The organism is Streptomyces sp. NPDC046985, assembly GCF_040644415.1.
Lineage (GTDB): Bacteria > Actinomycetota > Actinomycetes > Streptomycetales > Streptomycetaceae > Streptomyces.
Genome location: NZ_JBEYWK010000026.1, coordinates 12527 through 35290, shown reverse-complemented (window position 1 = coordinate 35290; position 22764 = coordinate 12527). Strand labels below are relative to the sequence as shown.

Here is a 22764-nt window from a genome sequence, read left to right as displayed (position 1 = left end):
CCGTGGCCGTGGCCGTGGCCGTGGCCGTGGCCGTGGCCCGTAGTGCGGGTGCGGGATGGGGAGTGGTGCGGCGAGGGGCGGCAGCCTGCTCGCGGGCGTCTCGCGGCGTCTCGCGTCCGCTCCCGGCGTCGCGGCGGTGGCGCCCGGCCCCGGGACCCGGTCCGGCGCCCCGCCCCGTCAGGCGCACCGCCCGTTCAGGCGGCCCGTCCCTTCAGGCGCCCCGTCGCCGTCCGGCCTGCCGTGGAGCCCGCCGCTGCCGGGCGGACCGTTCCCCTCCGTGTCGGTCGTCCTCGGGGTCCCCGTCGAAGTTCCCGTCAGGTGGATTCCGCCACGGCCGCCTCGGTGGCCGCGCACGTGCCCAGGGGGACCGTCGCGACCGCGGCGCCGCTTTCCGGCGCCCATGCCCCCTCGGTGGCCACGAACGTGTCCTTGAAGACCGTCGTGACCGCGGCCCCGCCCTCCGGCGCCGAAGCCTCCTCGGTGGCCACGAACGTGTCCCTGAACGCCGCCGTTGCCTCGGCGCCGCCCTCCCGCGCCGGGACCGCCGCCTTCGTGAGGTCGCAGGGCTCTCCGGCGGCCGTCGCGCCGCCGTCCGGCGCCGTCCCGCCGTCCGCGGGGGTCGTCTTCGGCGGCAGCAGGTCCCCGACGGCCTTGCGGTGCGCCGCGTCCGCCGAGTCGTCGTAGGGATCGGGCGTCGCCGGGACCTGAAGGCGCAGCACGGCGCCCGTGCCCAGCCGGGCGTAGCCGCGTCCGGGCGGGACGACGGGCGGCGGAGAGGTGTGCGGCGGCGCGCCCAGCACCGCCTTGAGCTGCTCCGCCGTGGCGGGGCCGAGCACGACCCGCGCGCGCGTGTGCTGCCGCAGCGCGTCGCTCAGGGCCTCCGCGCCGTCGAACTGCTCGGCCACGACGACCGTGACGCCGACGGCGCGGCCGTGTCGCAGCGGCGCCTGAAGCAGCGCTTGGGGGTCCTTGTGGCCGGTGGAGTCGGCCAGATGGGTGAACACGGTGGGCCGGTCGAGCAGCAGCCACAGCGGCCGCTTGGTGTCCTCCGGAGGCGGATGGCCGGCTTGCCGCGCGTGGTTGACGGCGAGGAGCCGTCGCTCGGTCTCGGCGGCGGCCCAGTCCAGGCTCGCCAGCACCCCGGCGAGCCCGCACTCCACGCCGAGCACCCCGTCCCGGCCGGTCAGGCAGGCGTATTCGCCGGTGCCGCCGCCGTCGACCACGAGGACGTCGCCGTACTGGAGGGCCTGGAGCGCGAGGGAGCGCAGCAGGGTGGAGGCGCCGCTGCCGGGCTGGCCCAAGGCCAGCAGGTGCGGCTCGGTGGAGCGCAGGCCGGTGCGCCAGACGACCGGCGGCACGTCGCGGTGCTCCTCGCCGAAGGACAGCGGGAGCGTGCGCTGGACCTCGCTGGGGTCGGTGAAGCCGAGCACGGTCTCGCTGGGCGCGGTGACGAAGCGCTGGGCCGGGACGTCCGTCGGCAGCGGCGCGAGCGCGGTGACGGTGAGTTCGTTGGCCGACTCGTCCCAGGCGAAGAGGTACTCGCGGCCCCGCCCCGCCTTGGCGGTGAGCAGGTGTTCGATCCGCGCGCGGACCGCGGGCTCGCCGTCGGCGAAGTACGCGGGGTAGCGGACCAGCAGGTGGGAGAGGCGGCCGGAGTCGTCGAAGGCGTGCGCGGTGAACGCCTTCTGCCACTCGCCGCCGTGCGCGTACAGCGGCGCCGGGTCCTCGGCGGCGAAGAAGTACGGGACCAGCGCCTCGTAGAGCGAGGACAGGCGCTCGATGCGGGGGCCCTCGTCGCTCCGGGGCTCGGACGGGGTGCGGTCGCGGCCCACCCAGCCCGCCGCCGCCATCACGGTGAGGGCGGCGAGCAGCGGACCGTAGGGCACCAGGGCGACGACCAGGGTCACCGAGACCGCCAGGAACAGCAGCGGCCCGCGCCGGTCCTTCGGGGTGTCGGCGAATCTGCGCCGGCCGGCCACGGCGAGCCTGCCCAGACCGCGGGCGATGGCGACCAGCGGGTGGAGGACGTCGGTGGCGCCGTCGGCCGCCGTCCGGGCCAGCTCCCGGCTCCGGGCGAGCTGCGCGCCGCCTGTGCTCAGAATGCGGGGGAGGGGCCGCCGGGCCACTGCTGCCTCCAGTGAGTGCTACGGGGACGGGTCCCCTGAACCGGTGGTGTGGAAAGTCCTCGGGGCGGCGTCAGAACCTCATCCCGCCGAGCAGGCTGGCCAGGCTCTCGCCGCCGGCCCGGATGCTCGGCGCGATGGCGGTGCTCGACAGGTAGAAGCCGAACAGCGTCGACACGCACGCGTGCGAGGGCTTCAGTCCGTCCTTGCGGAAGAAGACGAAGCCGATGACGCCGAACAGGACGACGCCTGAGATGGAGAGGATCATGTAAATCTCCTGGTGTCGAGGGGGACGGTCACCCTGAGTCCTTCCAACATCACAGCATGAATCCATATGACAAAAGGTGCAACCGGGTGATTTCCGTTCGAATCCACTCACCCGGCCGAGGGGGGCCGAACGGTCGGCCCGCACGACCGGTCGTGCGCGGGCCGGCCGGCGCACGACCGGCCGCCCCGGGCGCCCCCGCCCGCGGGGCGACGGAGCCAGTACGCTGGCGATTCGCCGGTACGGCACTGTCGCGCCCGCGGCCGTGCGCGGCGCCGGTCATGCGGTCCCCGTCGCGCATCCCGGTAGTCCCAGCATGACCGACAGTCACCCGACACGCGCAGTGAGAGGCGGTCCGGCCCATGAGCGAAGCCCCCGACCCCGAGGTCGTGGAGCTGGCGACCAAGATCTTCGATCTGGCCCGGCAGGGGCGCACCGAGGCGCTCACGGCCTACGTGGACGCCGGCGTCCCGGCCAACCTCACCAACGACCGCGGCGACTGCCTCGTGATGCTCGCCGCCTACCACGGCCACGCCGACGCCGTACGCGCCCTGCTTGCCCGCGGCGCCGACGCCGACCGCGTCAACGACCGGGGCCAGACCCCCCTCGCGGGCGCCGTGTTCAAGGGCGAGCAGGAAGTGATCAGGGCCCTCCTCGAAGGCGGCGCCGACCCCTCCGCGGGCACGCCGTCGGCTCTCGACACGGCCCGCATGTTCGGCCGGGCCGAACTGCTGGAACTCTTCGGCGAGCAGTGACCCCGGCGCCGTCCGCACGCCGTCCACGCGCTGGCCCCCTGCGCGTCCGGCGCGGCGCGGGATCGGGCCGGGCGACGGCGGGCCGCCGGAAATATCGGTCGCGGTCGCGCGGACGCCGGGGTCATCATGACGTCGTGATTCACGGACGCGACGGCTGGGCAGGCGTTGCCGCGCCGCGCGGCCCGTGATGCGGCCCGTACGGGTCACCGACGAGAGGCAGAGGAAGATGGTCAACAGCAAGCAAGAGACGGCGGGCGCCCCGACGTGTTGTCGCGCGGCCAGGTAGTGCGCGTCCCCCGGTTGCGTCGACGCTTGATGTGAGGCTGTCTTCCATGTTCGATCCGGTCATAGCGCCCAGCGGCACGCTGCTCGGCCTGCTCCAGCGGGGCCGCGGCGACGGAACGCTGCACGCGCTCACCGCGCCCCGTGCCGAAGCGCTCGCGGCGCTCAACCACTGCGTGCTGAGCGACCCCCGCCGCGACTGGCAGGTGGAGAACCGCTCCCTGTACTACGCCCGGCTCTTCCTCGATCTCGGAGGCGAGCTGGACGACGTCGCGGCCCACCTCTTCGACCCCGAGGACGCCCTGGACGCCGACGAGTCCCGTACCGGGCTCGCCCTCGCCGTCCTCGGCCACCTCGCCTCCTACGGCCGCCGGGACGCGCTCGCCCTGCTGCGCCGGTACGCGGCCACGGGCGCCAACTGGGCCTGGGCCCTGGACGAGCTGGCGCTGCGGGACGACGACTCCGGGCTGCGCGCCCTCGCCGCGCCGGTCCTCGCGCGCTTCGCCGCCGACGCCGAGGGCGACGCCGGACTTGCCGTCGCCGTGCGCGACGCCTTCGAGCCGCGGCCCTGGCGGCTGTGGGCCCAGGACCCGCGCCCGTCGATCGCCGCACGCGTACGGGCCGCTCAGGAGACCGGCAGCTTCGACCGCTGGCAGCGACAGCTCCGCCCCACCGGGCCGCGGCCCGGCTGGAGCGTGCGGGCCGTCTTCGAATGGGCCCAGCAGGGCCTGGACCGCGGCGCCGCGCTCGACGTGCCGGCCGCCCGCTGCCTGGCCGCCGTCGCCGGGCCCGCGGACCGGACCGAGATCCTGCTGGCCGCGCGACAGGGCGACGACGGCGCGCGCTGCACCGCTCTGCGCTACCTCGCCGACGCGGGCGATTCCGGCGCCCTCGACCTGATCGAGGCGGCCGTCTGCGACGGCTCCGCCCCCGTGGCCGAGGCCGCCGTCGCCGCTTTCGAACGCATGCGCGGCGCGGGGGCCGTGGACCGGGCGCGCGGCTGGGTCAACCGCCCCGACCCGCTCGGCGCCGCCGCCGGCCGCGTGCTCGCCTGCCGCGGCGAAGCCCGCGACCGCGACCTCGTGCTCGCCGCCCTCCGGGAGGCCGTCCGGGGCGAGGGGCCCGACGCCCCTGCCCTGTGGACCCTCGTGGACGGGGCCGGACGGCTCGGCATCGCATGCGCCGCGCCCGTGCTGCGCCACGTCTACCGCGAGACCGCCTCCTCCCACCTGCGGGGCCGCGCCGCCCGCGCCCTGGCCGCCACGGACCCGTCCTTCCCCGCCGGCCTCGCCGTCGAGTGCCTGTGGGACTGCGAGGAGACCACCCGCGAACTCGCCGCCCGGCACGCCGAGACGGGGGACACGCGCGTCGTCGAGCGACTGCGCCGACTGGCCGCCGATCCGGCCGAGGAGGCCGAGGTCCAGACGGCGGTCCGCAGCCGGATCAACCCTGACTTGCCGACGGTCTGAACGCGCGCGGGCCTGCGTCGCCGCGGCCGTGCGGTCCCGGCGGTCTGCGGCCCGGGGCGAGGCCGAGGCCCCTGCCGGGCGGCAGGGGCAGGCCGGTCGGGCCGCTCAGCGCCGCCGCCGGACCGCCGCGAAGCGGACCGGAGTGCCCGGGGCGGCCTGGGCGGCGGCTGGGAGGTCGCGGGCGCGGACCACGCCGATGACCGGATAGCCGCCTGTGGTGGGGTGGTCGGCGAGGAAGACCACCGGCCCGCCGTCCGGCGGCACTTGGACCGCGCCCAGCACCATGCCCTCGCTGGGCAGCTCGCCCTCCCGGGCACGGGCCAGCGCGGGGCCCTCGATGCGCAGCCCGATCCGGTTGGAGTGCGGCGACACGCGGTACGGGCGGGAGGTGAAGCGCCGCAGGGCCTCACCGGTGAACCAGTCCCCGCGCGGCCCGAGGACCACGTGCAGGACCAGCTCGGCCGGCGGCCGCGGCTGCGGGGCGACGTCCACGCGCGCGGGCGGCCCGGTCGACGGTCCCAGGGGGAGCAGCGCGCCGACGGCGAGCGGCGCGGGTCCGAGTCCGGACAGCAGGTCCGTGGAGCGGCTGCCCAGGACCGGCTCCACGGCGACCCCGCCGGACAGGGCCACGTATCCGCGTACGCCCGCGGTCGCCGCGCCCACCTCCAGCAGGGCCCCGGACGGCACCCGTACGGGCGCTCCCCAGGCGGCGGGCCGCCCGTCCACCGTCACGGGGCAGAACGCGCCGGTGACCGCGACGACGACCTCCGAGCGGGGGCGCAGCGCGCACCCGTCGAGCGTCGTCTCCAGGACGGCCGCGCCGACAGGGTTGCCCACCAGCCGGTTGGCGAGGGCGGCGGCGGGCGCGTCCAGCGCCCCCGACCGGGGAACGCCGAGGTGCGCGCAGCCGACGCGCCCCTCGTCCTGCACGGTGGTCAGCGCACCGGCCCGGACGACGGCGACACCACGGTCCGTCATCCCGCCGCACCCGCCTCTCCGGGCCGTCCCGTCGCACCGTCCTCTCTAGGCCGTCCCGCCGCAACGTCCCTTTTGGCCTGTTCGTCCGCAGGGGACTCGTCGGTCTCTTCCGCGGCGCCTGCCCCGGCAGCACGCCGCGCATCGTCTGCCGCACGTCCCGCGTCGACCGGTTCCTCCGGCCCGACCGGGACGAACCGCACGCGCGTGCCCGGCGACAGCAGTGCGGGCGGCACGCGCGCGGGGTCCCAGAGCACCGCGTCCGTCGTGCCGATCAACTGCCAGCCGCCCGGCGAGGAGCGCGGGTATACGCCGGTGTACGGGCCGGCCAGCGCCACCGATCCGGCCGGGACCGCGGTGCGCGGAGCGGCCCGGCGCGGGACGTGGCAGCGGGCCGGGAGCCCGGTGAGATAGCCGAAGCCCGGCGCGAACCCGCAGAACGCGACGCGGAACTCGGTGGCCGCGTGGAGACGGCCGACCTCCGCTTCGCCGACGTTCCAGTGCGCCGCGACGGCGGCGAGGTCGGGGCCGTCGTACCGCACCGGCAGCTCCACCGTCCGGTCGCCGCGCGGAGGCGCCGGGGGCACGTCCCAGGCGGTCAGTTCGCGGGCCACCCGGTCCGGTTCGGCCAGGCCGTCCAGGAGGACCGTCCGGGCGGCGGGCACGATCTCCCGGACCGCCAGCAGGCCCTCGGCGCGGCGGCGCACCAGCTCCGCGTGCAGCGCCTGCGCCTGCCCGCCGGAGGAGACCTCGACGAGCAGCGCGTCGTCGCCGACCGGCAGCGCCCTCATGCGAACGCCTCCACCCGCACACCGGACGCCGTCAGCCGCTCCCGGACCCGGCGGGCCAGCTCCACCGCGCCCGGCGTGTCCCCGTGCAGGCACAGCGAGCGGGCCCGCACCCCGACCACCGCTCCCGTGTGCGAGCGGACCGTCCCCGAGCTGGCCAGGCCCAGCGAGCGCTCGACGACCGACTCCGGGTCGGCGACCACCGCGCCGTCCCGGTCGCGCGGCACCAGCGTGCCCTCGTCGGTGTAGGCACGGTCCGCGAACGCCTCGGCGACCGCGCCGAGTCCGGCCTCCCCCGCCAGCTCCAGCAGACGCGAGCCGGGCAGCCCGAGCACCGGAAGGGCGGTGCCGGCGAGCAGCACGCCCTCGACGACCGCGCCCGCCTGCTCCTCGTCGCGCACCACCCGGTGGTAGAGCGCGCCGTGCGGTTTGACGTACGACACGCGGGCGCCCGCCGCGCGCGCGAACACTTCCAGGGCGCCGATCTGGTAGGCGACCTCGGCGGCCAGTTCGGCGCGCGGCACGTCCATCGCCCGCCGCCCGAACCCGGCGAGGTCCCGGTAGGAGACCTGCGCGCCGATCCGCACGCCGCGCTCGGCCGCCGTCTCGCACACCCGGCGCATGGTGACCGGGTCCCCGGCGTGGAAGCCGCAGGCCACGTTCGCGCTGGTGACGACGGACAGCAGCCCCTCGTCGTCGGTCAGCCGCCAGCGGCCGAAGCCCTCGCCGAGATCGGCGTTGAGATCGATGGAGGCCATGGGCCGGTCCCTCGCGTTTCTGCTCAGGCCACGCGGTACCGCTCGTCGCGGGCGTCAGTCACGAACATATGCCCCGGTTCGGGGGTGAGGGCGAACGGGAACGGAGGCCGGGGACCGGGGCGGGGGAGTCGTGCTGGGGACCGGGCGGCACCTTTATCCAGCATGGTAGAGGATCGTTGAACGATCCCTCAATACCTCTGTTGTTCCCTTCTTGCGTATGCGATTGAATCCGGGCATGGCAGAGCAGCTCAGGACACTGGCCGACGACCGCGCCCTGCTGGGCCGCACCAGCACCGCCGAGCGGGTCTCGGACATCCTCCGAAGCCGCATCGCCGACGGCTACTTCCCGCCCGGCGCCCGGCTGCCGGAGGACGACATCGGCGGCGCGCTCGGCGTCTCCCGCAACACCCTGCGCGAGGCGTTCCGCCTGCTCACCCACGAGCGTCTGCTCGTCCACGAGTTGAACCGGGGCGTCTTCGTCCGGGTGCTGGCCGTCGAGGACGTCGAGGACATCTACCGCACCCGGCGCCTCGTCGAGTGCGCCGTCGTGCGCGGCCTCGGCCGGCCGCCGTACGCGCTCGACGGGCTCGCCGCGGCCGTCGAGCAGGGGCGGCGGGCGGCCGACCAGGGCGACTGGAAGGACCTGGGCACCGCCAACATCCACTTCCACCGCGAACTGGTCGCGCTGGCCGGCAGCGAGCGCACCGACGAGCTGATGCGCTCCGTCTTCGCCGAACTGCGCCTCGCCTTCCACGTGGTGGACGATCCGCAGCGGCTGCACGAGCCCTACTTCACCCGCAACCGGCAGCTCCTGCGGGCGCTGGAGGCCGGCGACCTGGACGGGGCGGAGCGGATGCTCGCGGTCTACCTGGACGACTCGCTGGAGAAGGTGGTGGAGGTGTACCGGCGGAGGGTCGGCGAGGAGGGCTAGATCCCCCTCTTCGGGTTCTTCACTTCAGGTCTTCCGAACTCCTTCGAAGTCGGCCGATTTCCTTCCCGTCCTGCCGAACTCCGTCCCACCGGGGCCGAGGTGACGACGAGGCCGGTCGCGGCCTCCGTGCGGGGAGCACGGCCGCCACGCCACGGTCCGGCCGTCCGGCCACGGGGTGCGTCTGGGCCGTTTGGGTCGATGTCAGACCGAGGACCTAGTCTGTGCACCGTGACTTCGCCTGCACCGACGGACCGTGTTCCGGCCCAGCTCAGCGCGGCGCCGCGCCCCGCACCGGGGCCGGCCGCCGACGAGGGGCTGGCGCGGCGGCTGCGCGCGCTCGCCTGCACCGCGCCGCTGCACGACCTCGACGCGCGCAAGGCCAACCTGGCGGGCGAGTACTCGGTCTACGGCATGGCGGAGGTCGCGCTCGCCGCCATCGACCTCGTCACGCTCCACATGGACTTCGACACCGGGGCCGACCACGACCAGATCGTGGCCCGGCTCGTCCCGCGCGTCGCCGCCCAGGCCCCGGGCCGCCCCGCCGCCGAGCACGAGCGCGTGGCCCGCTGGGTCCTGGAGAACCTGATCAACGTCGGCAGCGCCGACCGCGGCTTCCGCGCGGTGTACGGCACGTTCGCCCCCGACGGCGCCTATGTCCGGCGCGACTACGACTTCAAGCTCCTCGAAGAGGTGCCGGGACCGGGCGGCGCCGTGTACCTGCGCACGACGGACGAAGCGGTCAACGTCCTGGTCGGGGCCCTGGACACCGACGTCACCAGCGCGCAGATCGCCGCCGAGGTGAAGTTGGAGGTGCTCATCAGGCGCGGCCGGCTCGCCGACGCCCAACTCGCCGCCGAGCAGGCCCGCTACCGGACCGTGCAGTACTCCGAGACCCTGCGCCGGGCCCTGGAGGCCACCCGCCGCAACGTGCGCGCGGTGGACTGGCTCGACGCCGTGCCGGACATGATCGCCGAGGCCCTGGACCACGTCGCCGACCGCTACCGGCACGAGAACGCGATCCTCACCAACATCCGCAAGGCCCGCGACGAGACCGAGGAGCCCGAGAACAAGCGGCGGGCCGCCGAACTCGTCGACATCGTCAAGGACTGCATCCGCCGGCACACCCAGCTCCAGGCGCGGCTGCTGGAGGCCGGCCCCCTCTTCCGCGCCGAACAGGACCGGCAGGCGTTCGCCACCCCCCTGACTGCCTCCGGCACGGACCTGTACGGCCACCTGCTCGCGCCCGTGCTGCCGCTTCCGCTCCAGGACGCGATCGGCGTCACGGACGCCTTCTTCGCGCACGGCGCCGGTCTGCGCACCCCGGTCTCCGTGCGGGTCGGCGACCTGATCGACATCCTGCTGACGCCGCCTGCGGAACGGGAGCACCTGGGCGCGGAGATGCCCGAGCCCGACCTGATCGCGACCCCGGACGACAGCCGGTTCAGCGAGGAGCAGTTGGCGGCCGCCAAGGAGCTGCTGGACCTGCCCGCCGACGCTCCCCGCAGGCTCTCCGGCCTGCTCGCCGAGGCCCGCCGCAAGGACGCCGAACTGCCCTACCTGGTCGCCCTCCTCGCCGTGCACGCGGCCAGCCCGCCGGTCGGCACCGCCTACCGGCAGGGCGAGGAGAAGCTGCTGTTCGCCGTGGACGACGGCGCCGAGCTGGACGACGCGGAGTTCGGCGGCGCCGACCTGATCGTCGGCACGGCCCTGCTGGACGCGGCCGGCATGGCCGCCGACCGGACGGAGGCGGCGTGAACCCCGCCCGGCCCGCGCCCGCTCCTGGAGGAGCCGGGCGCCGCCCGCGCCACGAGCACCGCGCCGGTGACCGCCGCCCGAGCGGCGCCGGGCGCACCCCCGTCCTGGGGCGCACGTCCGTCCTGGGGCGCACCCCCGTCCCCGGGCACCGCCCCGACTCCGAGCACCGACCTCGCCCCGACGACCGACCCCGTCACGACCGCCGACCTTGCCTCGACCACCAACCTCGTCCCGACGACCGACCTCGCCTCGACCACCAACCCCGTCATAACCACCGATCCCGCCCCGACCACCGTCCCCGCGACGCGCACCACCCCAGCAAGGAGCATCGCCCGTGACCGAGCACGTCGACCGGAGTGAGCCGGAATCCGGCGGCGCGCCCACGACGGCCGCCGTCACCCCCGCCGACGCCGCCGACGCGGCGCGGCTCGTCGCCTTCGGCCTCCAGCCCAGACTCCAGCCCGCCCGGGACCAGGAGTACGCCGAGCTGCTGCGCCGCCATCGCGACGACCCGGCGTTTGCCCGGCTCGCCGACGCCGTCGCCGCCGGTCTGGGACTGGTCGTGCTGGAGGTCTCCGCGCGCGCGGGGATGGCGGTGACCGCGGCCGAGGACTCGGTCTTCGCCGTCCGCATGGGCGACTACGCCCGCCGGACGGCGGCCGACTCGGGCGACCGCTTCCTGCACGGGCTCGCCCATCTCGCCGTCGCCTCCCTGGCCTTCCCGCGGCCCGAGGACCTGGCCGACGACGCCTACATCGGGCGTGTGACGGTCAACGGCGTCGACGCCTTCGTACGGCAGGCGTGCCGCCGTCTGGAGGAGCGCGCCGAGGAGCAGGGCGAGAACACCGACCCGGCCAGCGACGCGCCCGGCCTGGAGGCCGCCTGGCGCATCTGGGCCAGACGCAGCGCGACCGGCGCGACCAAGGACGCCCGCCGTCCGTCCGCCTCGACCACCGGCATCGTCGCCAAGGCCCTGGCCTTCCTCACCGACTCCGGGTTCCTCCAGCGCACCGGCGACGACAGCGGCGGCACTTACCGCACCACTGCCCGCTACCAGCTCCAAGTCCGCGACATGGCGTCCGGCGCCGCGATGGCCGAACTCCTGGACCTGGGCGTCGTCCCGGTGACCGACGGCGCCCCGAGCCTGCTGCCCGCCGACGACACCGACGACCTGGAGCTGGCGCCCGACGCCGGGCTGCCCTTCTACTCCGCCGCGACCCCCTCGGCCCCCTCCCAGCCCTGAGCGCCCTGAGCCCTCCCGCCCGGCCCTGTCTCCCCGACCGACCGCCGCAACCGCCCGAACACCCCCGATCCGCGAGAAGACTGACGAGAGTCCGCCATGTACGAGCTGTCCCGGGTCCGCCTCTACTCCATCGGGCCCGCCGGTGCGCGTTACGCCGACACCGTGCTTGACCTGCGGGGCGTGGGCGAGCCGGTGCCCGACCCCGCGCCCGCCCAGGCGGAGTTCTTCGAGGAGGAGCCGGTGGGCCCGCCGCGCAGGCCCGCGCCCGCCGGAGTGCTGTTCCTGGAGAACGGCGGCGGCAAGTCGGTCCTGCTCAAGCTGATCTTCTCCGTGATGCTGCCGGGCCACCGCAACACCCTCGGCGGCGCCAGCTCCGGCGTGCTGCGCAAGTTCCTGCTCGCCGACGACTGCGGGCACGTGGCGCTGGAATGGCAGCACGTGCAGACCGGCGAGTGCCTGGTCGTCGGCAAGGTCAGCGAGTGGCGCGGGCGCCAGGTGTCCAACGACCCGCGCAAGTTCGCCGAGGCGTGGTACTCCTTCCGGCCCGGTCCCGGGCTGAGCCTGGACGGCCTCCCCGTCGCCGAGGCCACCTCCGTCCGGCCGCCCGCCGAGGGCCAGTCCGGCGCCCAGGGCCGTCGGCGCACCATGAAGGGCTTCCGCGACGCGATCACCGAGGCAGGCAAGGCGTATCCGCATCTGGAGGTGCACTGGGAGGAGATCCACGACCGGTGGATCGAGCACCTGGGCGACCTCGGTCTGGACCCCGAACTCTTCCGCTACCAGCGGGAGATGAACGCCGACGAGGGCGAGGCGGCCGGCCTGTTCGCCGTGAAGAGGGACTCCGACTTCACCGACCTGCTGCTGCGCGCCGTCACCGACACCCGCGACACCGACGGACTGGCCGACCTGGTCAGCGGCTTCGGCGACAAGCTGGGCCGCCGCGCCGAACTGATCGCCGAACGGGACTTCACCGCGGGCTCGGTCGACCTGCTCGGCCGGATCGTCGACGCCGCCCAGAGCCGTGCCCACGCCCGCGACGTGCACACCGGCGCCGAACGGCGCACCCGGACCCTGGCCCGGCGGCTGTCCGCCCGCGCCGTCCAGGAGCGCGTCCGGGCCGCCGACCTCGCCCAGCGCGTGACCGCCGCCGCCTCCGCCGTGACGCACTCCGCGAGCGCCCGCGAGCGCGGCGCGCTGATCGCCGCCGAACTCGCCTACCGCCACGCCTCATTGGCGCTGGCCGCCGCCGAGAAGTCCGCCGCCGCGCAGAAGCGGGAGCTGGCCGACGCCCGCACCCTGCACTCCGCCTGGCAGGCCGCCGAGGCCGCGCTGCGCCACCGCGCCGCCGCCGACCGGGCGGCCCGCGTCTCCGCCGCCATCCAGGAGGCCGAGCGCGACGCGGCCCCGGCGCTCGCCGCCCGCGCCAAGGCCGCCGTCGACCTCGTACGGGCACTGCACGCCGCCGCGCAGAACGCCGAAGCCCTCGCCAACGAGGGGGAGGAGCGGTCCGCGCAGCTCCAGGAAGTCGGCGAGACCGCCCACCGGGACGCCACCGCCGCCGCCACCGAGGCGCAGCGCGCCCGCAGCGAGACCGGCCACCTGCGCCAGCGGCTGACCGAGGTCGAGCAGGAGACCGCCGAGGCCGTCCGCGCCGGCTGGCTCGACGACAGCGCCCCCGACGCGAACCCCGCGCGCGCCGCCCTGGCCGCCGCCGACGCGGAGAAGACCGCCGTCGCCGCCTGGGACGAGGCCCGCGACGCCGCCCGCAGGGCGGCGGAGCGCGCCCGCGAGGCGGCCTCCGCCGAGTCCCGCGCCGAACTCACCGCGGCCCGCGCGGCCGACGCGGCGACGGCCGCCGAACGCTCCCACCAGGCCGAACGGCGGATCGCCGAGGCGCTGGCCGCCGAAGAACGGCTGGCGGAGCTGCTGAGCCTGCCCGGCGCCCGTACCGCCGCACGGCCCGGCGTACCGGCGCCGCGTACCGGCGCCGAGGACGCCGGCGCCGGCCGGGGGCCGCAGGACCGGACGCCCGCGCCCGGCGCCGGCGGCGACCCGCACCCCGCAGGCGACGCCCAGGCCAGTGACGGAGTCCTCGCCCCGGAGGACTTGGACCGCTACGCGGACGAGCTGCGCGGACTCCTCGACGACGCCGTCTCCTCCGCCGAACGGCACCTGTTCGAGCTGCGCACGGCCGCCGCCGACGACTCCCGCATCCTCGGCGCGCTCGGCGACGGCGGGCTCCTCCCGCCCGGCCCCGACGTGCTGGCCACCGTCGAGTTCCTGGGCGAGCACGGCATCCCCGCGCTGCCCGGGTGGCGCTATCTCGCCCAGGCCGTCGACCCCGCCGACCACGCGCGCGTGCTGGCCGCCCGGCCCGAACTGGTCGACGGCGTGATCATCACCGACCCGGACACGCACGCCCGCGCCCGCGACACGCTCGCCGAGGCGGCCCTGCTGCCCCGGTCCGCCGTGGCCGTCGGCACCGCCGCCGCCCTGCTCGCGCCCACCCCGCCCGCGGACGCGGCGCCCACCGGCGTCTTCGGCGTCTTTCTGGTTCCCCCGAACCCCGCCATGCACGACGAGCAGGCCGCCGACGAGGAGCGGCAGACGCTGCGCGCACGGGCCGCCGAGCGGGACGAGGAGATCCGGCGCCTCGCCGCCCGGCTCGGCAAGGACCGGGAACTGACCGCCCGTCTCGGCTCCTGGCGCACCGGCTGTCCCGCCGGACGCCTGCGGGAACTCGCCGCGGCCGCGGCCGAGGCCCGCGCGTTCGCCGGGGAGAGGGAAGCCGAGCGGGCCGAGGCGCGGACCGCGCGGGCGGAAGCCGAGGAGGGCGCCGCCGAGACCGCCGCGCTGCGCGACGAGCGGCAGGAGGCCGCGCAGAAGGCCCGGCGCGCCGCCGACGCCCTCGCCGGACTCGCCTACCGGCTGCGCGAGCGGGCGGGCTGGCAGGCCAGGCTGCGCGAACTGGCCGACGAGGGCGCGGAGTCGGAGGCCCGCGCCCAGTCCTGCCTGGACCGCGCCCGAGCGGCCGACGAGGACCGGCGCGCCGCTCAGCGCGCCGCCGACGACGCCCGCCGGACCGCCCGCGCCCTGCGCGCCGAGCGCTCCGAGATCGCCGGCGCCCCCGACGAGGTGCCCGACGCCGACGGGACCGCGCCGAGCACGTCCCTGCCCGCCCTCCGCGAGGCGTACCGGGCCGCGTCCCAGGTGTACGAGAAGGTCGGCGTCGGCGCCGACCTGCGCGCCGAACAGGCACGCGCCGAGAGCGACGAGAGCGCGGCCCGCGCCGAACTCGACCGGCTCACCAACAAGGTCCGCACCCGCGCGGAGCAGCTCCTGTCCTCGCCCGACGGATCCGACGGGCCGTCCCGGCAGGCCGCGGCGGCCCGCGCCGAGGAACTGGTGCAGCTCCTGGAGACCCGGATGTCGACCGCCAGCGAACAGCTCGGGCGGCTGCGCGGCGAGGCCGAGCGGCTGGCGCCCGAGGACGCCGAGGCGCACACCGCGCTGCCCGAGGAGCTGCTGCCGCGCGACGCCGAGCACGCGCAGGCCCTGCTCCGCACGGCTGCCGCCGAACTCGCCTCCCGCACCGGGGCGTTGGCCCAGTCCCGGGAGGCGCACGCGGAGCTGCTGGACACCCACCGCGCCGCCGAGGACGCCGCCGGGGGCTTCGACGAGACCGCCGCCCTGCTCCGCGACCTGCTGCGCGAGCACACCGGCGAGGAGGACCAGGAGGAGCCGGCGCCGTACCCGGGCGCTCTGGACGCGGCCCGGCAGGCGGCAGCCGAGGCCCGCCGCTCGCTGCGCGGCTGCGCCGCCGACCTGTCCGCCGCCGAGGCCGCCGTGCGCGAGGCGAGCGACGTCCTGGTCCGGCACGCCAACTCCACCCGCTACGAGCAGGTGCGCACCCCCGCCCGGCAGCAGATCCGGGAGCTGCCCGCCTCCGCGCTCCCCGAGCACGCCCAGAAGTGGGCCGACGCCTTCGCGCCCCGGCTGCGCGTCCTCACCGACGAACTGGCCCAGTTGGAGCGCAACCGCGACTCGATCGTGGACCGGCTGCGCGGCCTCGTCGAGTCCGCGCTCGCCACGCTCCGCTCCGCCCAGCGCCTGTCGCGCCTGCCGGAGGGGCTCGGCGAGTGGTCCGGGCAGGAGTTCCTGCGCATCCGGTTCGAGGAGCCCGACCAGGCCGCCCTCACCGAGCGGCTGGGCGAGGTCATCGACGAGGCGACCCGCGCCGCCGTCAAGAAGAACTCCGACCTGCGCCGCGACGGCATGTCCCTGCTGCTGCGCGGAGTGGGCGCCGCGCTCCAGCCCAAGGGCGTCGCGGTGGAGATCCTGAAGCCGGACGCCGTGCTGCGCGCCGAGCGCGTGCCCGTCGGCCAGATGGGCGACGTGTTCTCCGGCGGCCAGTTGCTCACCGCCGCCATCGCCCTGTACTGCACGATGGCGGCCCTGCGGTCGAACGACCGGGGCCGGGACAGGCACCGCCACGCGGGCACGCTGTTCCTGGACAACCCCATCGGCCGCGCCAACGCCACCTACCTGCTGGAACTCCAGCGGGCCGTCTCCGACGCCCTGGGCGTCCAACTGCTCTACACCACCGGCCTGTTCGACACGACGGCACTGGCGGAGTTCCCGCTCGTCATCCGCATGCGCAACGACGCGGACCTCCGGGCGGGGCTGAAGTACATCAGCGTGGAGGAACACCTCCGTCCGGGACTGCCCCAGCAGGCCCCGGACGGCGAGGCGGTGCACAGCGAGATCACGGCCACCCGGATGTTCAGGCGCCCGGCCTGACCGCGGTCCTCAACTGCTCTCGGTGAGGAACGGACGCAGTGCCGCGGTGAGTTCGGCGGGCGCGTCCATGGCGATGAGGTGAGCCGCGCCGGCGAACTCGACCAGGGCGGCGCCGGGGATCTCGGCGGCGTAGCGGCGGGCGATGTCCTGGAAGTCCGCGACGTCGAGCTTCCCGACGCCCACCAGGGTGGGGACGGAGACGGCGGCGAGGTCGCCGGTCGCGGGACCCTGGGAGTGCTGCCCCACCAGGGCCTGGTTCACCAGCGACGTCCGCAGCGGGCCGCGGAGCCGCTCGGACAGCCCGTCGGCCACGTCGTCCCACTCGCGGACGGGCCCGCGCAGCCACATGTCCAGGTTGACCTGCACGGCGGCGTCCAGATCGCCCGCCTCCAAGGCCGCCGTCTCGGCCTCGTCGTACGCGATCATCTCCGAAGACCAGGCGTAGCGCGGCCACGGTGCGGCGAGCATCGCCAGGCGCCGTACCCGCTCCGGGTGCGTGAGCGCGAAGTCCACGGCCACGCGCCCGCCCCAGGACGCGCCCACGAGCTGGACACGTTCATGGCCGAGGTGGTCCAGGAGACGGCTCAGGTCGTCGGTCTCGCGGAACGCGCCGGTGGGAGGCGCGGACTCGCCGAAGCCGCGCAGGTCGTACCGGATCACGGTGTGGCGTTCCGCGAGAGCGGGCACGACCGCGTCCCACATGCGGTGGTCGGCGACACCGGCGTGCACGAGCACGACGGGCGGTCCGTCGCCGGCTATGTCGTAGGACAGGTGTCCGAGATCATCTTTGAGAACGAGCATGTGCGGATGATCGCAGGACGTCCGAGCAGGAGACAACTAGAGCGCGCGCTGGCGGCCTGACCGGGCTAACGATCCTCGGACCGGCCGAACTTCAGGTACGCGACGAGGCCGAAGACGTTCCCGAACGCGCAGATCGCGAGCCAGGTCTGCGGCGTCAGGCTCCGAGTGTTCTGGTGGCGCACGACGTCGACCATGCAGAGGAGGGCGGGCAGGAGCGCGACGAGCGGCACGAGCGCGACCCACGGTGCGGACGCGGACGGCGACGGGCTGAGGGAGTCGGCCAGCACGGAAGTCTCTTCTCTCGACGAGGGGGAGCGGGGCGCTTACCGCGTCCCTACGGCGACGGTTACGGCGTCTCGGGCGGCAGGATGAAGATTCCGGCGACCTTCTCGTCCCCGTCGAACGCGACCCGGGCCTTCATGTCGCCGGCCTCGTAGCGCAGCGGGACGTCGACGACCGTGTGGTCGCCGATGCGCCGGACGAACGGGTCGTCCTGCCCGAAGCCCTCGAACGCGCCGACCAGGCCGGTGACCGCGGCGAGGCCGTCGCCCCGCGCCTTGTCGGTGAACGCCGCCAGCACCTCGGCGTTGAACGACCGCCTGGCTTCCTCCATCCGGCCTTCCAGGACGTGCGTCACGACGGCGGTGGCGCGTTCGGCGGCGTCGGTCATGCGCACCGTCTTGTCCATGGGTTCTCCCGTTCGGGGGTCGATGGGCTTGCCGAACCGCTGGAAAGCGGCTTGGCGGGTGACTCCGAGCAGGTCCCCGATCTCCTGCCAGGTGTGACCGGCGTCCCGAGCCTGCTGCACGCACAGCTTGAGCACCTGCCCCGCCACGTCGTCGACGCTCTGAGAACGCCGCACCAGATCCAGGTAGGCGGGCGGCGTCAGCGGGCTGCCCACCGCCGCGGACAGGGCTGCGGCCCGTTCGGCCAGCAGAGCGCTCAGGGCGGCGAGGGACATCGAAGAGTCGGCCACATGTCAAGGTTGCCTTGACACGAAGATGCTGTCAAGGATTCCTTTACGCAGGCCCGCGCACCGCCCGTGACCCGGGAAGGAGCGCGCTGACGGTTGGGAAAGGGGCGCGCCGGTTCCGCGCGCCGACTCCGCACCTCTCGCGACCCGCCGGGGAGTGCGACGGCCGCGTACGTGCCCGCGCGCGGCCTGGGATGCGACAGCGCGCGCATGACCCGCGCACGGCTGAGAGGGCGACGCTGTACGCACGACCCGCACGCGGCCCTGGGGCTGGGGGCGAAGTGCGACAGCGCACGCCCCCTAGGAGTGGGACAGCCGCCCCGCGCCGCTCCGCCGCCGGTGTATGCGCTCCTGGGAGCGCCGCGTCGTCCGCTGTTCGCGCCGGGACGACCGTCGCTCGCGCCGCAGGGAGCGCGCCGTGCTGTTCGGCGCCGAGACCACGCCGTTGCGCTGGCTCCACGCCTGGCGGGTCACCCAGACGTCCAGCGCCGCCCAGGTGGCCACCACGATGCTCGCCACACTGCTGAGCCCCAGGGGCAGGGCGGGCCAGGTGCCGGCCAGGGTGCACAGGAAGGCCACCACGGTCTGGATGAGCGTCACGGAGATGATCAGCAACGCCCGCACGGCCGCTCTGCGCACCGGATCCGGCAGCCTGCGCCGACGCGCGGGCTCCTCGATCCACAGCGTCCGATAGCCGGTCTGCCCGGCGGCTTCGACCTCTTCCGCCACGTCTGCCGCGCCCCGTGCCCCCGCTGTCGGCTCCCGTCGGCCGTCGGCCGCCGGAATGTCGTGAACCGGGGCCTGCGGCGCCCATAGCGCTCTTGACGGCCCCACTCCCTCGCCGGTGGTCCTCTCGCGTCGCCCCGCCGTGCCCATCAACATGTCACTCCCCACCGACAGCAGACCGCTCGCCCCCCGGTGCTCGAAAAACCGGCTTCCCAGTGGCTGCCCGGCTTGCGCTGCTTTACGCCGCCCAGTTGCGGGATGCGGCTCCAGTGGCCGATTCCGCCCCGAAGCCCTACGCATAAGACGAGCGGAGGAGCGCGAAGATTCCCGGCGAGCGAAAAGAATCGGCCAACCAGAGCGCACCCGTGGCCGATTTCGCATATCCTGCCCCCTCCCCGTTCCGTGCCGCCATCTCCCGCCATGCCCGGACAACTCATCATCTCTCGTCGCTAGAACGGAAGTTCACACTCCGGTCGGGCCTTCGAGTTGACTGTGTGTCGGTAGTAGGCTCGCGCCGTTTGTTGACGCACATGTGCACCCCCGGTCGGTGGGGGGACGAGCTGGGGGAGTCCATGCGCTTTCGCGGGAAGTCCATCCGCCGGAAGATCGTGGCGTTGCTTCTCGTGCCGCTGCTGTCGCTGGCCGCGATCTGGGCGTTCGCCACGGTGATCACGGGACGCCAGGCGAGCCAGCTCTTCCAGGCGCGGTCCGTGGCCGAGAAGGTCGCCTATCCGGCCGAGGACGTCGTCCGCGCGCTCCAGCAGGAGCGGCGCCAGAGCCTCGTCCACCTCGCCGACCCGCGCGACGCCGACGGCCTCGCCGCACTGCGGCGCAGCCGTACCGCCACCGACCGCAGCGTGGCCGCGCTGCGCCGCGACGCGCAGAGCGGCGACGTCCGTGAGGCGCTCGACGCCGGATCCGGCGGCCGGCTGGGCGCCGTGCTGGACGCCCTCGGCGCCCTGGACTCGCTGCGCCGCAGCGTCGAGGACCGCACCGTCGACCGGGCCGAGGCGCTCAGCCTCTACGACCACCTCGTCGACCCCTGCTACGTCCTGCTCGCCAGCCTCCACGTCATCGACGACGCGAACCTGGACAAGCAGTACCGCGCCCTGGTCAACCTGGCCCGAGCCCGCGAACTCCTCTCCCGCGAAGACGCGTTGCTCGGCTCCTCGCTCGTCGTCGGCGCCGTCACCCACGAGGAGAGCCGCGCCCTCTCCGACCTGGTCGCCCAGCGGTCCATGCTGTACGACATCAGCCTCCCGATGCTGCCCGCCCCCGAACGGAGCCGCTACTACGGCTTCTGGGCGAACGCGTCCTCCGTCTCGCTGCGCGCCGCCGAACAGGCCGCCGCCTCCACGGCGTCCGGCGCCCCCCGAGGCGTCACCGCGGAGAGCTGGGGCGCCGCCTCCGCGGGAGCGCTCGACGGCCTGGCTGCCCTCGACGACCAGGCCCGCGACCACTACCAGGATCAAGTCCGCCCGGTCGCGATGAACGTCATCCTCCAGGCGGCCGTCGCAGGCGTCCTCGGCCTGATCGCCGTGCTCTTCTCGCTCTTCCTGTCGGTGCGCGTCGGCCGGGCGCTCATCCGCGACCTGCGGCAGTTGCGGCTGGAGGCCCACGAGGCGTCCGGCGTCCGCCTGCCCGGCGTGATGCGTCGCCTGTCGGCCGGCGAAAAGGTCGACGTAGAGACCGAGGTTCCGCGCCTGGAGTACGACAAGAACGAGATCGGCGAGGTCGGCCAAGCGCTCAACACCCTCCAGCGCGCCGCCGTCGAGGCCGCCGTCAAGCAGGCCGAACTCCGCGCCGGCGTCTCCGAGGTCTTCGTCAACCTCGCCCGCCGCAGCCAGGTCCTGCTGCACAAGCAGCTCACCCTCCTCGACGCCATGGAGCGCCGCACCGAGGACACCGAGGAACTCGCGGACCTCTTCCGTCTGGACCACCTGACCACCCGCATGCGCCGGCACGCCGAGGGCCTGGTGATCCTCTCCGGCGCTGCACCGTCCCGGCAGTGGCGCAGACCCGTCCGGCTGATGGACGTCGTACGCGCCGCCGTCGCCGAGGTCGAGGACTACGAGCGCGTCGAGGTGCGCCGGCTGCCCGGGGTCGCCCTGACCGGCCCCGCCGTCGCCGACCTCACCCACCTGATCGCCGAACTCCTGGAGAACGCCACGGTGTTCTCCCCGCCGCACACCGCCGTGCAGGTCGTCGGCGAACGCGTCGCCAACGGCTTCACCCTGGAGATCCACGACCGCGGCCTCGGCATGGCGGCCGAGACGCTGCTGGACGCCAATCTCCGGCTCGCGGAGACGCCCGAGTTCGAACTGTCCGACACCGACCGGCTCGGACTGTTCGTGATCAGCCGGCTCGCCCAGCGGCAGAACGTGCGCGTCTCGCTTCAGCCCTCCCCGTACGGCGGCACCACCGCGGTGGTGTTCCTCCCCGACGCGCTGCTCACCGACGACGCCGCCGACACCAACGGCGTCGGCTTCCGCCTGGACCGGGGGCGGGCCGCCCGGAGGACCGAGCGCGAGGACGGCCGCAGGGCGGCCCTGTCCTCGTCACCGGTGCAGCTCCCGGGCCTGCCGGTCTCGCTGCTGGACGGGCCGGTGGAGCTAGGGTCGTCCGTCGAACTCGAGCCGGTCGAGGCGTTCCCGGACGTGCTGGACGCCCTTGACGACGAAGACGGCGAGGACGGTGCACACGGCGGACTGTTCCGCCAGCACCGTCCCGGAGGTCGTCCGCAGACCGGCGAGACGCCTGGCCGCACGGCGCCCCGGCAGAGCGCCGGGCTGCTGGGCGCTCCGGAACGCGGCGCCAGGGGCGAAGAGGGCGACGGCTCTCCGATCCCCCTGCCTCGCCGCCACACCCCCAAGCTCGTCAGCTCCCATGGCCGCCCGGTCGGCCAGCCGCGCTCTCGTGCGCAGAGCGCCGAGCACTCCTCCGCAGCGGGCGGCGACGGCCCGGAGACGGAGGTCGCCGCCCCGCTGCCCACCCGCCGCCGCGGCGAGACGCCGCTCGGCCGGTCCGCCCCCGCGGCGGACGCCAGCGGCACCCGGGACGCAGGTGCCGCCCGAGGCGCAGGTGCCGCCCGAGACGTACGCGCCGCCCGAGACGCAGGCGGCCCTGGGGACGACCGCGCCGCTGACGCCGCGGGCCGCCCCCACGCGCGCGGAGGCAGCCCGGCGACGGGGCGCTCCGGGGCCGCGGCCGAGCCACCCGCGCTGCCCCAGCGCCGCCGAGCCGCCCCGGCGCGCGGCGGACCGGACAGCCCGGACCGCGACCCCGCCGCCCCGGGCGAGCCCGCTACCGCCGCCCCGGACCGCGACCACGCCATCCCGGGCGAGCCCGCGACCGGCGCCGTCGGCGAGCCCGCGCCCGCCGCACCAGGGCAGCCCGCGCCCCCCGCCCCGGAGCAGCCCGCACCCGACGCGGCGGCACTGCCCCGCCGCGTGCGGCAAGCGAGCCTCGCCCCGCAGCTCAAAGAGACTCCCGAGCGGCCTGCCCGGGACCGGACCCACCCGGCCGAACGGGACGCCGACGAGGTACGCAGCCGTATGGCCTCGCTCCAGCGCGGCTGGCAGCGCGGCCGGGAGGAGAACGCCGCGGACGACGCCGCCCGCGGCGCCGCAGCACCAGGAACCACTGGCACAGCGCCAGGAACGACTAAGGGGGACGGTCGATGACCGCACCGAAGGCGACCGGCCACACCGCGACCGACCGCGGGGGGCTGAACTGGCTCCTCGACGACCTCGTGGACCGGATCGCCTGCGTCCGCAAGGCCATCGTGCTCTCCGGAGACGGCCTGCCCACGGGGATATCCAAGGACCTGACCAGGGAGGACAGCGAGCACCTGGCCGCGGTGGCCTCGGGCTTCCACAGCCTCGCCAAGGGCGTGGGCCGGCACTTCGAGGCGGGCAGCGTCCGGCAGACGGTGGTCGAACTCGACGACGCCTTCCTGTTCGTGACCGCCGCCGGCGACGGGAGCTGCCTCGCCGTGCTGTCCGAGGCCGACTCCGACGTCGGGATGGTCGCCTACGAGATGACGCTGCTCGTCAAACGGGTCGGCGTGCATCTGGGGGCCGCTCCGCGCACCGACCTGCCCGCCGGCGGGTAGTGAGAG

17 protein-coding genes are annotated in these 22764 nt (G+C 75.3%); 8 read left to right on the top strand and 9 right to left on the bottom strand.

Features of this window, described 5'->3' with window-relative positions; translation table 11 throughout:
• Window positions 1-314: 314 nt before the first annotated feature.
• Together ABZ861_RS28075 and ABZ861_RS28070 are read right to left on the bottom strand one after the other, a co-directional pair.
• Window positions 315-2126 carry a hypothetical protein gene (locus tag ABZ861_RS28075; RefSeq protein ID WP_361635655.1) on the bottom strand — a complete coding sequence of 604 codons (1812 nt, stop codon included), beginning with the start codon at window positions 2124-2126 and terminating at the stop codon, window positions 315-317.
• Between the two features lie 70 nt (window positions 2127-2196).
• Window positions 2197-2391 carry a hypothetical protein gene (locus ABZ861_RS28070; RefSeq protein ID WP_361635652.1) on the bottom strand — a complete coding sequence of 65 codons (195 nt, stop codon included), beginning with the start codon at window positions 2389-2391 and terminating at the stop codon, window positions 2197-2199.
• A gap of 359 nt (window positions 2392-2750) precedes the next feature.
• Between ABZ861_RS28070 and ABZ861_RS28065 the strand changes: the two genes are divergently transcribed.
• Both ABZ861_RS28065 and ABZ861_RS28060 read left to right on the top strand, forming a co-directional pair.
• Window positions 2751-3143, top strand: a complete 393-nt coding sequence (locus ABZ861_RS28065; protein WP_361635649.1) for an ankyrin repeat domain-containing protein — start codon at window positions 2751-2753, stop codon at window positions 3141-3143.
• 332 nt (window positions 3144-3475) lie between these two features.
• Window positions 3476-4894, top strand: a complete 1419-nt coding sequence (locus ABZ861_RS28060) for a HEAT repeat domain-containing protein (RefSeq protein WP_361635646.1) — start codon at window positions 3476-3478, stop codon at window positions 4892-4894.
• A gap of 105 nt (window positions 4895-4999) precedes the next feature.
• Here ABZ861_RS28060 and ABZ861_RS28055 read toward each other — a convergent pair whose 3' ends face one another.
• The 3 genes from ABZ861_RS28055 to ABZ861_RS28045 are packed head-to-tail and all read right to left on the bottom strand — an operon-like array spanning window position 5000 to window position 7415.
• Window positions 5000-5872, bottom strand: a complete 873-nt coding sequence (locus ABZ861_RS28055) for a biotin-dependent carboxyltransferase family protein (RefSeq protein ID WP_361635644.1) — start codon at window positions 5870-5872, stop codon at window positions 5000-5002.
• Window positions 5869-6660 (bottom strand): 5-oxoprolinase subunit PxpB, encoded by a 792-nt coding sequence (pxpB, locus tag ABZ861_RS28050; protein WP_361635641.1) that lies wholly within the window; start codon window positions 6658-6660, stop codon window positions 5869-5871. Before pxpB ends, ABZ861_RS28055 begins: the two co-directional genes overlap by 4 nt.
• Entirely contained in the window at window positions 6657-7415 is a 759-nt protein-coding gene (locus ABZ861_RS28045; protein WP_361635638.1) for a 5-oxoprolinase subunit PxpA, read from the bottom strand. Before ABZ861_RS28045 ends, pxpB begins: the two co-directional genes overlap by 4 nt.
• 235 nt (window positions 7416-7650) lie before the next feature.
• On the opposite strand from ABZ861_RS28045, the gene ABZ861_RS28040 reads away from it, so the two are divergent.
• The 4 genes from ABZ861_RS28040 (at window position 7651) to ABZ861_RS28025 (ending at window position 16144) form a co-directional block, all read left to right on the top strand.
• Entirely contained in the window at window positions 7651-8346 is a 696-nt protein-coding gene (locus ABZ861_RS28040) for a GntR family transcriptional regulator (protein ID WP_361635635.1), read from the top strand.
• A 228-nt stretch (window positions 8347-8574) separates the two neighbouring features.
• The gene (locus tag ABZ861_RS28035; RefSeq protein ID WP_361635632.1) at window positions 8575-10101 is read left to right on the top strand and encodes a hypothetical protein; all 1527 of its coding nucleotides are present in this window, start codon (window positions 8575-8577) and stop codon (window positions 10099-10101) included.
• Between the two features lie 334 nt (window positions 10102-10435).
• On the top strand, window positions 10436-11344 hold the full coding sequence (locus tag ABZ861_RS28030; RefSeq protein WP_361635629.1) for a hypothetical protein: 909 nt from the start codon (window positions 10436-10438) through the stop codon (window positions 11342-11344).
• A gap of 96 nt (window positions 11345-11440) precedes the next feature.
• Window positions 11441-16144 carry a hypothetical protein gene (locus ABZ861_RS28025; protein ID WP_361635626.1) on the top strand — a complete coding sequence of 1568 codons (4704 nt, stop codon included), beginning with the start codon at window positions 11441-11443 and terminating at the stop codon, window positions 16142-16144.
• Between the two features lie 9 nt (window positions 16145-16153).
• On the opposite strand, the gene ABZ861_RS28020 is transcribed toward ABZ861_RS28025, so the two are convergent.
• The 4 genes from ABZ861_RS28020 to ABZ861_RS28005 form a co-directional block, all read right to left on the bottom strand.
• Window positions 16154-16945 carry an alpha/beta fold hydrolase gene (locus ABZ861_RS28020; protein ID WP_361635623.1) on the bottom strand — a complete coding sequence of 264 codons (792 nt, stop codon included), beginning with the start codon at window positions 16943-16945 and terminating at the stop codon, window positions 16154-16156.
• Between the two features lie 65 nt (window positions 16946-17010).
• Window positions 17011-17232, bottom strand: coding sequence for a PLDc N-terminal domain-containing protein (locus tag ABZ861_RS28015; RefSeq protein ID WP_361635620.1), 222 nt, complete (start codon window positions 17230-17232; stop codon window positions 17011-17013).
• A gap of 59 nt (window positions 17233-17291) precedes the next feature.
• Window positions 17292-17921, bottom strand: coding sequence for a DUF3887 domain-containing protein (locus ABZ861_RS28010; RefSeq protein ID WP_361635617.1), 630 nt, complete (start codon window positions 17919-17921; stop codon window positions 17292-17294).
• A 297-nt stretch (window positions 17922-18218) separates the two neighbouring features.
• Window positions 18219-18794, bottom strand: coding sequence for a hypothetical protein (locus ABZ861_RS28005; RefSeq protein WP_361635768.1), 576 nt, complete (start codon window positions 18792-18794; stop codon window positions 18219-18221).
• A gap of 422 nt (window positions 18795-19216) precedes the next feature.
• Here ABZ861_RS28005 and ABZ861_RS28000 point away from each other — a divergent pair, with 422 nt between their 5' ends.
• Entirely contained in the window at window positions 19217-22327 is a 3111-nt protein-coding gene (locus tag ABZ861_RS28000; RefSeq protein WP_361635614.1) for a nitrate- and nitrite sensing domain-containing protein, read from the top strand.
• On the top strand, window positions 22324-22758 hold the full coding sequence (locus tag ABZ861_RS27995) for a roadblock/LC7 domain-containing protein (RefSeq protein ID WP_361635611.1): 435 nt from the start codon (window positions 22324-22326) through the stop codon (window positions 22756-22758). The genes ABZ861_RS28000 and ABZ861_RS27995 overlap by 4 nt, the downstream gene beginning before the upstream one ends.
• The last annotated feature ends 6 nt before the right edge of the window (window positions 22759-22764 follow it).

Coding starts and splice junctions, on each gene's coding strand:
- ABZ861_RS28055 (WP_361635644.1), bottom strand. CDS start 5,872: ATGACGGACCGTGGTGTCGCCGTCGTCCGGGCCGGTGCGCTGACCACC.
- ABZ861_RS28040 (WP_361635635.1), top strand. CDS start 7,651: ATGGCAGAGCAGCTCAGGACACTGGCCGACGACCGCGCCCTGCTGGGC.
- ABZ861_RS28045 (WP_361635638.1), bottom strand. CDS start 7,415: ATGGCCTCCATCGATCTCAACGCCGATCTCGGCGAGGGCTTCGGCCGC.
- pxpB (WP_361635641.1), bottom strand. CDS start 6,660: ATGAGGGCGCTGCCGGTCGGCGACGACGCGCTGCTCGTCGAGGTCTCC.
- ABZ861_RS28025 (WP_361635626.1), top strand. CDS start 11,441: ATGTACGAGCTGTCCCGGGTCCGCCTCTACTCCATCGGGCCCGCCGGT.
- ABZ861_RS28005 (WP_361635768.1), bottom strand. CDS start 18,794: ATGGGCACGGCGGGGCGACGCGAGAGGACCACCGGCGAGGGAGTGGGG.
- ABZ861_RS28070 (WP_361635652.1), bottom strand. CDS start 2,391: ATGATCCTCTCCATCTCAGGCGTCGTCCTGTTCGGCGTCATCGGCTTC.
- ABZ861_RS27995 (WP_361635611.1), top strand. CDS start 22,324: ATGACCGCACCGAAGGCGACCGGCCACACCGCGACCGACCGCGGGGGG.
- ABZ861_RS28060 (WP_361635646.1), top strand. CDS start 3,476: ATGTTCGATCCGGTCATAGCGCCCAGCGGCACGCTGCTCGGCCTGCTC.
- ABZ861_RS28000 (WP_361635614.1), top strand. CDS start 19,217: ATGCGCTTTCGCGGGAAGTCCATCCGCCGGAAGATCGTGGCGTTGCTT.
- ABZ861_RS28020 (WP_361635623.1), bottom strand. CDS start 16,945: ATGCTCGTTCTCAAAGATGATCTCGGACACCTGTCCTACGACATAGCC.
- ABZ861_RS28065 (WP_361635649.1), top strand. CDS start 2,751: ATGAGCGAAGCCCCCGACCCCGAGGTCGTGGAGCTGGCGACCAAGATC.